The sequence below is a fragment of the Pseudoalteromonas sp. MQS005 genome, assembly GCF_001661605.1.
In the GTDB taxonomy this organism is placed as follows: Bacteria; Pseudomonadota; Gammaproteobacteria; order Enterobacterales; family Alteromonadaceae; genus Pseudoalteromonas; species Pseudoalteromonas tetraodonis.
This window is the reverse complement of the sequence record NZ_LYRQ01000078.1, coordinates 1-14577: the sequence shown is the minus strand read 5'-3', so window position 1 is coordinate 14577 and position 14577 is coordinate 1. Positions and strand designations below refer to the sequence as shown.

Sequence of the window (14577 nt, the reverse complement as noted above, 5' to 3'; positions counted from 1 at the left end):
GCTGATAGCTGATAGCTGATAGCTGATAGCTGATAGCTGATAGCTGATAGCTGATAGCTGATAGCTGATAGCTAATCACCTATAAATTACGTTATGTTAAATTAAGTAATTTAAATTAAAGTGGGCGTAATCATACAAACTAGCCCACTTATGATAGGGTTTTGAGGTCTTAATTTAGCTCAGAATCGACCCAAAATTTAGTACCTTTTAAAACAGCTTGCAGTGCAAGGCCACTTTCGGTTAAAGAGTAAACAGTAACTTGGTCAGCAATAGCTTCGGCAACTAAAGCGCCACCTTTATCTTGGTATTTTGCAGCAGCATCGGCATTACCACCGAACGCCCAACCATGTTTAATAAATCTATTTAACGCTGCTTGATCGTGAAAAACCATCACAATATTGAAATCTTTAACACCTAAACCTAAGCCTAAACCAGCTTCACCCATATTCATATAGGTAGATTTTCCGGTTAGGTTATTTTTTACTACACCGTACCCACCACCAAAACTGGCTAAAATAACGTTTACATTGGCATTATCAAATACAGCATAACCGGCAGAGTTTGCAATTTGAGTTTTAACATCTGGTTTTTTTTCGTATAGAGCAGTTAATGTATTCGATTTCATACTTTGTACTAAAGCACGTTTTTCTCCAGGGGAAGCACTGCCTGTAGTAGCGCAACCTGTTAATAAAACGCTAATAACTAACATGCTCAACAGAAGTAATTTTTTCATGATTTTTCCTTTAATAAGGTATATGGTTAATAAATCTGCGTTTAGCATAAATATCAAAAATTCATTATGTCCAATACTAGACAGTATCGGACTTTAAGGTTAACCTATAAGTCTATTATTTTCTTATATATTTTACTATTATGCTTGTTGCTCTTGTCGATACATTAAAACAATTACGTTATCAAATAGCTCATCTTGAAGACAATACACTCTCATCAGAATATCCAGAACTAGCCTCTTTTATACAGCAAGTCAGCTTGACTGTAACTGAATCAAAGGCTGATCTTAATTTTTTATACCAGTTTTTATATGTTTATGGACGAAAATCTGAGGCAACCTATAGTCGTTTTCGTAATGAGTTGGAACGTTTTTATTTATGGTCATGGCTTATAGCTGAAAAATCTGTATTTGAACTTAAGCGTGAAGATATTGAAGCCTATGTTGATTTTATGGTTGAACCGGATAAAAAATGGGCATCTACATCTGTTCAATGGCGTTATAAAGATGAGCAAGGAATTCGTCGGTTAAATCAAAATTGGCGCCCTTTCATGTTAAAAGAATCTATTGCGAGTCAGCAAACATTATCGGCCATGTTTACTGCCCTCAATGTATTTTATAAATTCGCTATTTTAGAAGAAAAAACCTTTGCTAACTTTGTACCTGTTGTTAAAAAAAATAGTCCCTACTTGGTTGTGCAATCACAAATACAAATCCCCGATACGTTAAGCGATATTCAATGGGAATATGTATTTGGCGTTACCCGAGATATATGCGAAAAAAAACCAGAGTATGAAAGAAACTTATTTACCCTCGCCTGTTTAAAAGGACTCTACCTTCGTATTTCAGAATTATCAGAGCGACCACAATGGTCACCTGTTATGTCTCATTTTTGGCAAGATAATGATGGCTTTTGGTTTTTAAGAATAATGGGCAAAGGAAATAAATTACGCGATGTAACATTAAGTGATGATTTTCTTGAGTATTTAAAACGTTATCGCTTGTATCGAGGCTTGCCTGCTCTGCCCCGCGTTGATGAGTCAGACCCGCTAGTTCATAAAATTCGTGGTCAGGGTGGAATGACCGTAAGACAAATTCGCAGATTGGTACAACAAAGTTTCGATATTGCGCAACAATCTTTACTTGATGATGGATTTAAAGATGACGCGGAACAATTAGAAGCGGCCACTGCGCATTGGTTACGCCATACGGGGGCAACGCATGACGCACAAACTCGCCCTTTAAAACATTTATCTGAAGATTTAGGCCATGCAAAAATTGCTACAACCGATCAAATTTATATTCAAACAAATATAAAAGAGCGGGCTAAATCTGGAATTAAAAGGAAAATTTAATGGAATACTTAGTGATCTCATTTATTGGCGTTTTATTTTTAGTTTATTCCTTAACATTTCGCCAACTAGAAAAAACCGAAGTAACGGGGCCAATGTTTTTTGTAATTGGTGGGATATTGCTTGCCACACTTTTACCTAACGAAAGTAGCAGAATAAAAACCGGCATAGATTTTTTACTGCCCTTTATAGAATTGACACTCAGTATATTTTTATTTTCTGATGCGGCTAAGTCAAAATTAAGTGTTTTAAGACATAGCTTTCAGTATCCGAGTTTACTGTTATTTATCGCCCTCCCCTTAACGTTATTACTTGGGATTGCCGTTGGGTTATTTTTGTTTGCCGATTTATCTGTTATTCAAGCGGCGTTACTTGCAATAATATTAACGCCTACCGATGCGGCGTTGAGTAAAGGGTTATTGGCAAGTACGCGGGTACCTGAAAAAATTCGTGAAGGAATAAATACCGAAAGTGGTTTGAATGATGGTTTATGTGTTCCTATTTTTTTAATATTTATATTACTGGCAAAAAATCCTGAATCTGCAATTACAGCAACGCAAACGTTAAGTGTGTTTGGCAGAGAACTTGGTTTAGCCTTATTAATTGCCTTTACAAGTACCGCTATTTTTATTCCGTGTTTAAATTTTGCAATGAAGCGCCATTACTTTGCGCAAAACACGAGTCCTTTTTTATTATTAGGTTTTGCTATGGCGGTGTTTTCGATTACGCAATATTTTCATGGCAGTGGATTTATTGCAGTGTTTGTTGCGGGTTTATTATTTGATAAATACGCCACTACTAAAATAAGCAAAGAGTTGATAGAAGACTCAGAGCATATTGCTGACTTTACTTCTTTAATGATCTGGTGTTTGTTTGGATTTGTATGTGCTTATTTAGTTTTACCTAAATTAAATTTAGCGATAATAACGTATGCATTATTAAGTACGACTTTAATTAGAATAATACCGGTTATGCTGTCATTGCAATTTACAGCACTAACAATTAAAGAGCGTTTTACATTTGCTTGGTTTGGGCCAAGAGGATTGGCCTCAATTGTTTTTACATTAATGGTAATAGACACACAAATAGAAAACAAATTTCAAATTGCGACCATTGCCATGACAACAATTTTATTTAGTGTGTTTATTCACGGTATTAGTACAAAACCTATAGCAGATAGTTTTGCTAAAAAAACTAAATAAATATAAGCAAAATAAAAAGGCGTACTTAATAATAAGTTACGCCTTTTTATTTTCAGCTTAATTAATTAAATTATTAACTAAGTACATTTGCCAGTAACTCTATCGGATGCTTGGGTTTAAACTTTTCATAACGTTTAACTTGGCTGCGACATGAGAATCCCGTTGATAAAAGTTGCTCAGGTTTATTTTTATCAACAATAGGTTTCCAACTCATTTCGTAAAGCGATCGAGAGTTATCTTGGTTTTGTGCTTCGTGGCCATACGTACCCGCCATTCCACAACAACCCGTATTTGTAGTGTTTAATGTTAAACCAAGTTCATCAAAAATAGTTTTCCAAACACTTGCCGCTTTTGGTAAAGCGGTTGTTTCAGTGCAGTGGCTCAATAACGTAAATTCAGTATTTAAATTTTGTTTAGCCGTTAACTGTTTAAACGATTGTGTTTCTAGCCATTCATGGGCAAGTAGGACATGAAAATCACCACGGTTATTTTCTAAAATTGTATTATATTCATCGCGATAACACATCACTAAAGATGCATCTAAACCTACTAATGGCGCATTGATCTCGTTAAGTTGATTTAGAAATTCTGCAGCATTTTTAGCTGTCACTTTAAACTCATGTAAAAAACCTTTCACATGTTGAGGCTTACCATTGGGTTTAAATGGTAACAACATGGGTTTTTTTCCAAGCTGTGTGATCAGTGTAATAAAGCTCTCAACCAATTCGGCTTCGTAAAAGCTGGTAAATGGGTCTTGAACAATGAGTACATACTCATTTTGCTCATCGGCGCTTAATTTTTTAAGTAAATTTAAATCAAATTTTTGCGCTTTGTTTATACGTTTACCGAGTGCTGGAATACTTAGCTGCGGGGTATCAACATAACCGACCGTTTTTTTAATGATGCTACTAACCAATGATGTTTTTACAATTGGGTTAATAATCCGAGCAAATTTTGACATTAACGGTGCGCTATTTTCGATATTACCCACTAAATAATCTTTGAGTGGGCGCGCATAATAACTATGGTAATAATTTAAAAAACGAGCTCGAAAAGTTGGTACATCTACCTTTATTGGGCAAGCGGTAGTACACGCTTTACATGCTAAACACTCGTCCATTGATGCTTTTACTTCGTGAGAAAAATCGTAAACGCCTTTATTTTTTTCACGGCTATGAACAAAACGCTCCCACCAGGTGATCACTTCACCTTTGTTTAGCTCTTTCTCTACTTCAAGCAAATTAACATCTTTTGACTCTTGAAGTCGTAACCATTCACGCATTAAACCCGCGCGACCTTTAGGTGAATTACGGCGATCTCCGGTCACTTTATAAGATGGGCACATTGGCGAGTTTTCATCATAATTAAAACACAAGCCGTTACCATTACAAGTCATTGCATTATTAAAACTGGTTTTTACATCAATAGAAATTTGCTTATCGAAGTAAGAACGTTTCTGCCCATCAACACTAACTAGTGAGTCTTTACTTTCAATAGGCGTGCATATTTTACCAGGGTTTATTTTGTTGTTTGGGTCAAATACAGATTTTATTTTGCGTAATTGGGTAAATAAATGCTCACCAAAAAATTCAGGGCCGTATTCACTTCGGTAGCCTTTACCATGCTCGCCCCACATTAATCCACCGTATTTAGCGGTGAGTTTTACTACCTCATCTGAAATTGTACGGAGTAATTTTTCTTGTTCTGGGTCGCACATATCAAGCGCGGGTCTAACATGCAATACACCGGCATCAACATGGCCAAACATACCATATTGTAAATTATAGCTGTCGAGTAGCGCTCTAAATTCAACAATGTAATCGGCTAAATTTTCAGGCGGGACGGCAGTATCCTCTGCAAACGCGAGGGGTTTTTGGCTTCCTTTTACATTACCTAATAAACCCACTGATTTTTTACGCATTGCATAAATTTTTAGTATATCGCTTTTATCGCTTGTTAACTGATAGCCAATAACCCCATTAGTTTGATGTTCAACGCACTCATCTAATAATTTACATAAAGTGTCTACTTTGTCTTTTATATCTTGTGGTGATACAGCATTAAACTCAACCATGTTGAGTCCTTGCATATCTTTATTTGGTACATCGGTTATTAAGTCCGATACTGAATGCCAAATAATGTCTTCGCGCGCAAGATTCAAAACTTTGCTGTCAACGGTTTCAACCGAGGTAGCACGGGCATCAACCAAAAATGGTGAATGGCGAAGTGCAGAATCAAAACTGTCATATTTTATATTGATGAGTGTTTTAAATTCAGCAATGGGTGTTAGGTTTAATTTCGCCTCAGTGACTATACCTAATGAGCCTTCAGAGCCTGTAATTAGTCGACTCATATCAAAAGTTTGTAAGTCTTCACTTAGCACATGCTCTAGGTCATACCCAGTTAAGAAGCGATTTAATCGTGGGAATTTGGCTAATATAGCGTCGCGTTCACTAATTGAAATATCTAAAACTGTTTTGTATATTTGCCCAATTAATGAGTCTTGATCGGCAATTATTTTTGCTTTTTCTATGTCTATTGGGCTGGTAGACATTGCTGTGCCGTCGACTAAATACGTGGTTAGCCCTAAAACATGGTCGCTGGTTTTGCCATAAACTAATGAACCTTGGCCAGATGCATCTGTACTGATCATGCCGCCAATGGTGGCGCGGTTACTGGTAGATAAATCGGGTGAAAAGAAAAATCCATACGGTTTTAAAAAGTCGTTAAGTTGATCTTTTATCACGCCCGTTTGAACTCGTACCCAACCTTCTTCTACATTTATTTCGAGGATTTCACGCATGTAACGTGATAAATCAACCACAATACCTGGGGTTAAAGACTGTCCGTTAGTGCCTGTGCCGCCACCGCGAGGACCAAAAGTTAACGACAAAAAAGGGTCATGAGATGCAGTTTGTAAGGCAATTTGAATGTCTTTTTCACTTTTTGGAAAAATAACACCTTGCGGAAGCTGCTGGTAAATACTGTTATCGGTTGATGCAGTCAGCCTCGTTGCATAACTGGCGTCTGTATCTCCAGTAAACCCTTGATTTTTTATGGTATTTAAGTAATTTGCAACCAATTCGGTCGCGGCATCTTGTTGTGTAATCGTTGCTATCATGGCGGCGCTTTTTAATGCATTTGTGTAATTATATCATGGTGATGGCTAATAGAAATTGAAGATTTTACAGTTTGTAACACTCTTTTAATCGTAATATGAGCAGCTCTAATTATAATCAAATTAAACGCCTACTATGAGGTTTATATGAAAAAATTACTTATACAGATCAGCGGCACACTGTTTATTTTATTAGGACTACTATTTGCCGTAGTACCAGGGCCTTCGTTAATATTTTTTATTGCAGGTTTACTGTGCTTTTCTATGTATTACCCAAAAGCGAGAGGTTATTTAGCGTGGTGTCAAAAAGCGCTTACTCGCTCATGTGCCTATTTAGATAAAAAATTAGCAAAACACACATTTTAAGCCATAAAAAATGCCAGCAGATGCTGGCATTTTTTTAACAAGGTAATTTATTTAGCGAGTTTATCAGCTAAATATAACCATGTTTCTAGTACTGTATCTGGGTTAAGCGAGACAGAATCAATGCCCTGCTCTACTAACCATGCAGCAAAATCTTCATGATCTGAAGGACCTTGACCACAAATACCTACGTACTTACCTTTTTCTTTTGCTGTTTTAATAGCCATAGAAAGAAGTTTTTTGATTGCAGGGTCGCGCTCATCAAATAAGTGCGCAATTAAACCTGAATCACGGTCAAGACCAAGCGTTAACTGAGTTAAATCGTTAGAGCCGATAGAGAAACCATCGAAGTATTCTAAAAATTCTTCAGCCATTAATGCATTTGACGGAAGTTCACACATCATAATTACTTTAAGACCATTTTCGCCACGTTTAAGGCCATGCTCTTCAAGTAATTCAATAACGCGTTTACCTTCTTCAAGGGTACGTACGAATGGGATCATGATTTCAATGTTAGTCATATCCATAGTATTTCTAACGCGTTTTATTGCTTCACACTCAAGGGCAAAACAATCACGGAAATCTTCAGAAATATAACGCGCAGCACCACGGAAACCAATCATTGGGTTTTCTTCTTCTGGCTCGTATTGCTGGCCGCCCACTAAGTTTGCGTATTCGTTTGATTTAAAATCAGACATACGAACAATTACACGCTCTGGAGCAAACGCACAACCTAGGGTAGAAATACCTTCAACTAGTTTACCAATATAGAATTCAACAGGTGATTCGTAACCGGCAATCATGTCTGTGATTTCTGCTTTTAATGCATCTGTTTGTGCATCAAAATTTAATAACGCTTTAGGGTGAACACCAATCATACGGTTGATGATAAACTCAACGCGCGCAAGGCCAACACCTGAATGTGGTAAACGAGCAAAATCGAATGCGCGATCTGGGTTACCTACGTTCATCATTACTTTCATTGGCAGTTCAGGCATTTCGTCTACGCGTGAAGTTAACACTTCAAAGTCTAAAATACCTTCGTAGATGAAACCAGTATCGCCTTCGGCACATGATACAGTAACTTCTTGACCTGCTTTAATTAAATCTGTTGCATTACCACAACCAACAACGGCTGGAATACCTAACTCACGTGCAATAATTGCAGCATGACATGTACGACCACCACGATTTGTAACAATCGCAGCCGCACGTTTCATGATAGGTTCCCAATCTGGGTCGGTCATGTCGGTAACTAAAATGTCACCTACTTGTACTTGGTCCATCTCTTTGATTGAATCAAGTACACGCACAACACCACTACCAATTTTATGACCAATTGCACGGCCTTCAACAACAACATTGCTGCTGCCATTAAGTTGGAAGCGTTCCATTACGTTAGTGTCTTCGTTTGAACGAACTGTTTCTGGACGCGCCTGAACTATATATAGTTTGCCATCGTTACCATCTTTTGCCCATTCGATGTCCATTGGACGACCGTAATGTTTTTCAATGATTACAGCTTGTTTGGCAAGGTTTTGCACTTCTTCATCTGTAATCGAGAATTTGTTTGAAAGTGCTGGATCTACATCAACAATTTCTACTTGTTTGCCGTGAGCTTTGTCTTGAGAGTAAATCATTTGAATGGCTTTAGAGCCAATATTACGACGAACTACTGATGGCTTGTTTTTAAGCAGTGTTGGTTTATGAACATAAAATTCATCAGGGTTTACCGCACCCTGTACAACCATTTCACCCAAACCATAGCTTGATGTAATAAATACAACATCTTCAAAACCAGATTCAGTATCAATACTAAACATAACGCCTGATGCTGATTTATCTGAGCGAACCATGCGTTGAATACCTGCTGATAAGGCAACACCACGGTGATCGTAGCCTTGGTGAACACGATAAGAAATTGCACGGTCGTTAAATAACGAAGCGAATACGTGTTTGATGGCTGTCATTACAGAATCAATACCAACAACGTTTAAAAACGTTTCTTGTTGGCCTGCAAAAGAGGCATCTGGCATATCTTCAGCGGTTGCTGATGAACGAACAGCGAATGAAACATCTGCAGTTGTGTCGCCATGTAGCTGGCTGTATGCGTCGCGGATTGCTTTGTCTAGACTAGGTTGGAATGGGGTATCGATAATCCACTGGCGGATATCGGCGCCGATTTTGGCGAGTGTGTTTACATCATCAACATCGAGTGTATCTAAAATGTCATGAATTTTTGCGTTGAGTCCTGATTGTTCTAAAAACTCGTTAAAAGCGTCTGAGGTAGTAGCAAAACCACCTGGGACTTGCACACCTGCGTTAGCTAAGTTTGAAATCATTTCACCAAGTGACGCATTTTTACCGCCAACTCGAGGAACATCTTGCATACCAAGCTCTTGATACCAGAGAACGTATTCTTGCACGGATCTTTCTCCAAAAAACAAATTGTAGTAGTAACTGTGAGAGTTAAGAAAGAAAACCTTTTATAAAGGTCGCCACCATTCTACACTGGCAAACGTCCCCACGTAAACCGTGATACACTGATTTTAAAATTAAATGTAATAAAAAAGAGGCTTTATGAGAACTGCGTTTTATATTTCAGATGGCACAGCAATCACATCTGAAGTGTTTGGTCATGCGACTTTATCTTTATTCCCTGTCGAATTTAATCATAAAACAATCCCTTTTGTAGAAACTGAAGAAAAAGCGCATGAAATAAAAGCGCTTATTAACGCCACGTCATCTAAGCAAGGTGAAAAGCCTTTGGTGTTTTTTACTTTTGTGAATCATAAATTGTCTGAGATTATTCGCTCAGCGGATGCAGTTTCATACGACTTTTTAAGTACCTATAGTGAAAAAATTGAAAAAGAATTAAATGTGGCGCCAGTACCAAAAGTACACAGAACACACTCTATTCATGAAAAAAGTTATGATTTTAGAATTGATGCCGTTAATTACGCGTTGATGAATGATGATGGTGGCAACATTAAAAACTTTGCGGAGGCTGATATTATTTTAGTTGGCGTTAGTCGAAGTGGTAAAACACCCACCAGTCTTTATTTAGCGTTGCAGTATGGCATTAAAGCAGCCAATTACCCGATCACCGAAGACGACTTAGAAAGCGAAGGTTTACCAAAATGCTTAGTGCCTTATAAGCATAAACTGTTTGGCTTAACTATTGATCCAGAGCGTCTGGCTGCAATAAGAGACAGACGCATGGCAAATTCAAAATACGCATCAATCAGGCAGTGTCGTATTGAAGTGCGCGAAGTTGAAATGCTGTATAAAAAACATAAAATTGCACATTTAAATTCAACTCACCATTCAGTTGAAGAAATTTCAGCAAAAATCATTTCTGATACAGGCCTTGAGCGTCGTAAGTACTAACAAACTAATGTGTGATTTAAGCGCGTAATCACAGTTAATACACAAAAAAGCCGCTAAATAAAAGCGGCTTTTGGTATTTATGAGCGGGTATTATTTACGCGCATCTTTTAGTAAATCAGCTACTAAAAATCCAAGCTCTAATACTTGATCAGCATTTAAGCGTGGGTCACATTGTGTTTTGTAGCGCTGAGCAAGGTCATCGTCAGATAAACCGTATGCACCGCCAGTACACTCTGTTACATGTTGGCCGGTCATTTCTAAATGAACACCGCCTGCGTAAGAACCCTCTGCTTTATGAACAGCAAAGAATTGGCTAATTTCGCGCATGATATTATCAAAGCTACGCGTTTTGTAACCTGAGCTGGCTTTTTCAGTATTGCCATGCATTGGATCTGAGCTCCAAATTACTTTGCGACCTTCTTGCTGTACTTTACGCACCAGCGCAGGTAACTTCTCTGGTAATACATCCGCACCCATGCGCGTGATAAGTGTTAATCGGCCTGGGATATTATCCGGGTTAAGCGCATCGATTAAACGGATAAGCTCGTCTGGATCCATACCTGGCCCAACTTTAACGCCAATTGGGTTTTTAATACCTTTAAAAAATTCAATATGGGCATGGTCTAGCTGGCGAGTACGTTCACCAATCCAAACAAAGTGTGCTGAACAATCGTACCAGTCACCTGATAAATGGTCTCTACGTGTTAATGCTTCTTCGTAGCCTAGTAATAACGCTTCGTGTGACGTGTATAAATCAGTTTCTTTTAAGCTTGGCGCTATAGTTGAATTAATACCACACACTTCCATAAATTCTAACGCGTCTTGAATTTTGTCTGCAAGTTGTTGGTATTTTGCTTTTTGTGGATTAGCAGCAACAAAGCCCATGTTCCAACGGTTAACTTGATGTAAGTCGGCAAGTCCACCTTGTGCAAAAGCGCGTAGCAAATTTAGCGTTGCCGCACTGTGATGATATGCAGTCATTAAACGTTGAGGGTCTGGAATACGTGCTTCTTCAGTAAACTCAAAGTTATTTACTATATCACCACGGTAAGATGGCAACGAAACGCCGTCTATTGTTTCTAAGTCGGCTGAACGTGGCTTAGCGTATTGACCTGCCATACGTGCAATTTTAACAACCGGGCACTTTCCACCATAGGTTAATACTACAGCCATTTGTAAGATGGTTTTAAATGTATCGCGAATATTAGCGGCATTAAAGTCGCTAAACGATTCTGCACAATCTCCACCTTGAAGTAAAAAGGCACGGCCTTCGCATACGTCTTCAAGTTGTTTAAATAAACTTCTTGTTTCTTCGGCAAATACTAAAGGCGGTGCACTTTTTAACTGGCTTTCTACCGACTTTAATACGTCTTGATCTGGGTACTGTGGTTGCTGCAGTATTGGCAGTTCTCTCCAGCTATTTGGGTTCCACGATTGCATGTTCATTCCTCATTCCTATTACCTGATGTAATGAAATTAACGTATGCAGTGTGCTTTGTTCAAGGACTAAATACACTATTTACCAATTATTTAGTTATTAGTTAAATTTTAATAAGATTTAAGAGCCTATTTTGAGTTACTTTTGATGAGCAAGTTTATAAAGCAAAAATAAATAAACATTTAAAAACAATAATCTAAGTAGGTAGAGTGTGCATTATAATGGCTTGAGTAGAAGCTTAACAGCTAAGCGATGGTGATACAGATAGTAACAGGAACACATCATACTTAATTTGCACTAATGTAATCTTAAGTTTACGGGTGGTTTTAAAAAAGAATGCTACTCAATTATGCGCTTTTAAATATTTATGCTAGCGCTTCATACAAAGCTCTGTGCCTTAACTCACCCCTTCTATTATTTCCTTTAAAGTATGTGAAGCAAAAGTACTTAAAAACCATCAAGAACACATCATACTTAATTTGAATTATTATAAATCTTAGCAATGAGATTTTATTTAAAGAAATAGCTATCAAAAGAAAAGGTTGTTTGCGAGAATAGTAGATAAGTAAGATGTGTTCTAGGTAGGTAGCTAATGGTTACAAAGGTACAAATAAGAAGTCAGTTTGATTTACTCAATGAATTAACACTTAGCTTAATTCATGAGCTTAAAGAGGTTGGCTTTGCTAAAGCAGAGTATTTTCAATTACCTGAGATTAGTAGTACTGAAGAAAATATAATCCCTGAGTCTATAAGCGTTTCAAAAATAACAGGGGAATTGGCACATAAGGCAATTTTAAATGCTTTCTCAGATATGTATAAAAAGCCAGGGCTAAGCAGCCGAGTATTAAAGCGACACCCTGGTTTGCTAGTAATAAAAGAGGCGAATAAACAAGCCATTATTGATCGCATAGCACAGGTAAATAGTGCAAAAGCAGCTTTTAAAAATTGTATTTTAGCAATAGATAATAACGACGCGCGATTTGAAGCGGTGCATAATGCAATGCCAAATTTAATAACCCTTGCGGCGTATCGTAAAATTCATAGTGAAATTGAATCCCCTTTTTCTGTTCGCTTTACTTGGATGCATAAACACGCAACCAAAACACTTACAAAAAAAATGGCGCTTGAAATGTTAGAAAAATCGGCAGGCTATAAAAACCCGCGAATGATTGATCAGCAAAAATGGCAGTCACTGGTTGCACAAGAACAGGTTCGAGTAGCCAGCTTGGGTGAAAAAGAAAAATTGCGAATTAGGCGCCCTACTCGAGTTAGTCCTCAAGTTAATGTGAGGTACACTGCAAAAAATCGCTATCATGTTAGTGCTGCTTTACCTTTTATACTAATTAACCCACAGCCCGACGTAAAATTTGGCGAACTACCGAGTTACCATAAACCCTTATCGCATCCCCGAAAACGCGAATATGATTTTCTAGTGGACCGATTATATTTAGAACAAGTAACTAAATAAATTATGTTAAAAAGGCCACATTATGTGGCCTTTAATATATTTGTTGGTAAAAATAAATAGAATTACTTTTCTACAATTTCTTCCAGCTTATCTTCATCAATCAATACCGCATTTTCAACAATGCGTTTACCGCCTTGTATTTCAATACGCTTATTGTGTTTATTTAATGCCAATATCTCATCACAAAATTGATCAGACGGATGCATTTCATAAGTGTAATCGACTATGTTGCCGGTTTTATCATCTTTAACATTGGTAATGCTGTATTCAGATATTGCTCCTTTTTCAATTAAATCTTTCATCGTGGTTGTCATATCACGACGCAGTGCTTTTAATTTATTTTCGGTAATATCATCCGTTGAGTAAATAGAGCCATATTTTTCCATAATAGAAAGTAATCTAAAATGGTAGGTTTTTCCTGGTGCTGCATAACGCCATAAATGATATAAACGCAGCATCATCCAACGCGATAATCCGCGTTTTAATTCTTGTGCACTGTTAAAGTAATAACCTTTGTATTCAAGGTTATCAATCATGTTGTGTACAAATGCATTTAAACACGCAACACATTTTACGTTTCCGCCTTGGCCTTTCTTACCACTAAAGTGCAAAGACGATAAAAAGTTCATATTAGACTCGTAAAACGAATCATCAATATCAGAATTTTTAGTATCCGTTGCAGAATATTTAAAAGAAAGTTTAGAACCTTGCAATGCTTCAAGCGACTCTTTAATTTGCGGATATGGCATAGATTGGCCAACCGCTTTAAGCTCTTGTGCTAATTCGTTCATAGAAAACACAACGGCATATTGAATACCGGACTTAAAATTAATTTTTACAATTTTACCTTTTGAAGCGAGGCGAATTAATGCGCGCTCTACTTTTTCTTCTCTATCTGATGGCCACACTAAATATTCTACATCTTCGCCATCTTTACGAGTACTGACCACAGCCGGTGTTATTTTTATTTCGCCATCATATAAAATACCATCTACTTTTTCAGATATCTTACGCGTAATGATGGTTTTTTTAGGGGCTTCTTCAAGTGGCAGTTTTTTGTGGCCTGAGCGAACAAAACGTCCCCACAGATCATAATGGTTAAATGTGTTAGAGTAAGCGCGTAACCCATGGGCTGCATTTTCTATCGAAATTCGCACATCTTTATTATCTGTAAATAGTGCTAGGCTTTCGTTATCGATCGCACTTTCCACCCCGTGAATTTGGCCCCTAAGTGTATCGGGCAAGTTATCTACCGAGATGTTGACCTTTCGGCTCATGGTTTTTATTTCCGTTTTTATTGTGACAGCTAATAACAACACATAAAGCCACAAAAGTTAAATGTTTAAGTTAGTATAAAAGTGATCTGACTTCAAATAAAATGCTCAGATCAGTATTTAACTAAGGAAAACTTAAGACAAGCGTTTTCAGATCATATTTTTACTAACTGAGTGTTGATAAGCCAAATTTTTACTAACTAAATAATAATTTTGTCCATTACAAAGTGTTTTTTTTTATA

The 14577-nt window shown here is 37.4% G+C and carries 10 protein-coding genes; 5 read left to right on the top strand and 5 right to left on the bottom strand.

The window, feature by feature from the left end; all coding sequences use genetic code 11:
* Positions 1-169: 169 nt before the first annotated feature.
* Entirely contained in the window at positions 170-733 is a 564-nt protein-coding gene (locus A9479_RS18405; RefSeq protein WP_008108715.1) for a YSC84-related protein, read from the bottom strand.
* 140 nt (positions 734-873) lie between these two features.
* Here A9479_RS18405 and A9479_RS18400 point away from each other — a divergent pair, with 140 nt between their 5' ends.
* Positions 874-2085 carry a tyrosine-type recombinase/integrase gene (locus A9479_RS18400; RefSeq protein ID WP_024602476.1) on the top strand — a complete coding sequence of 404 codons (1212 nt, stop codon included), beginning with the start codon at positions 874-876 and terminating at the stop codon, positions 2083-2085.
* Positions 2085-3284: a sodium:proton antiporter gene (locus tag A9479_RS18395; RefSeq protein ID WP_028834605.1), complete on the top strand. Its 1200-nt coding sequence runs from the start codon at positions 2085-2087 to the stop codon at positions 3282-3284. Before A9479_RS18400 ends, A9479_RS18395 begins: the two co-directional genes overlap by 1 nt.
* 73 nt (positions 3285-3357) lie before the next feature.
* On the opposite strand, the gene A9479_RS18390 is transcribed toward A9479_RS18395, so the two are convergent.
* Positions 3358-6405 carry an FAD-binding and (Fe-S)-binding domain-containing protein gene (locus A9479_RS18390; protein ID WP_064664219.1) on the bottom strand — a complete coding sequence of 1016 codons (3048 nt, stop codon included), beginning with the start codon at positions 6403-6405 and terminating at the stop codon, positions 3358-3360.
* 144 nt (positions 6406-6549) lie between these two features.
* Here A9479_RS18390 and A9479_RS18385 point away from each other — a divergent pair, with 144 nt between their 5' ends.
* The gene (locus A9479_RS18385) at positions 6550-6768 is read left to right on the top strand and encodes a PGPGW domain-containing protein (protein WP_013463352.1); all 219 of its coding nucleotides are present in this window, start codon (positions 6550-6552) and stop codon (positions 6766-6768) included.
* Positions 6769-6815: 47 nt separating this feature from the next.
* Here A9479_RS18385 and ppsA read toward each other — a convergent pair whose 3' ends face one another.
* Positions 6816-9191, bottom strand: a complete 2376-nt coding sequence (gene ppsA / locus A9479_RS18380; RefSeq protein WP_064664218.1) for a phosphoenolpyruvate synthase — start codon at positions 9189-9191, stop codon at positions 6816-6818.
* Between the two features lie 154 nt (positions 9192-9345).
* Between ppsA and A9479_RS18375 the strand changes: the two genes are divergently transcribed.
* Positions 9346-10155, top strand: coding sequence for a pyruvate, water dikinase regulatory protein (locus tag A9479_RS18375; protein WP_008464475.1), 810 nt, complete (start codon positions 9346-9348; stop codon positions 10153-10155).
* A 90-nt stretch (positions 10156-10245) separates the two neighbouring features.
* Here the strand turns inward: A9479_RS18375 and A9479_RS18370 are convergent, their stop codons facing one another.
* On the bottom strand, positions 10246-11595 hold the full coding sequence (locus A9479_RS18370; protein WP_024602472.1) for a class II 3-deoxy-7-phosphoheptulonate synthase: 1350 nt from the start codon (positions 11593-11595) through the stop codon (positions 10246-10248).
* A gap of 590 nt (positions 11596-12185) precedes the next feature.
* Here A9479_RS18370 and A9479_RS18365 point away from each other — a divergent pair.
* A complete protein-coding gene (locus A9479_RS18365; RefSeq protein ID WP_064664217.1) occupies positions 12186-13061 on the top strand; it encodes a DNA replication terminus site-binding protein in 876 nt (291 codons plus the stop codon).
* Between the two features lie 62 nt (positions 13062-13123).
* Here A9479_RS18365 and A9479_RS18360 read toward each other — a convergent pair whose 3' ends face one another.
* Entirely contained in the window at positions 13124-14338 is a 1215-nt protein-coding gene (locus A9479_RS18360; protein WP_013463357.1) for a hypothetical protein, read from the bottom strand.
* Between the last annotated feature and the right edge of the window lie 239 nt (positions 14339-14577).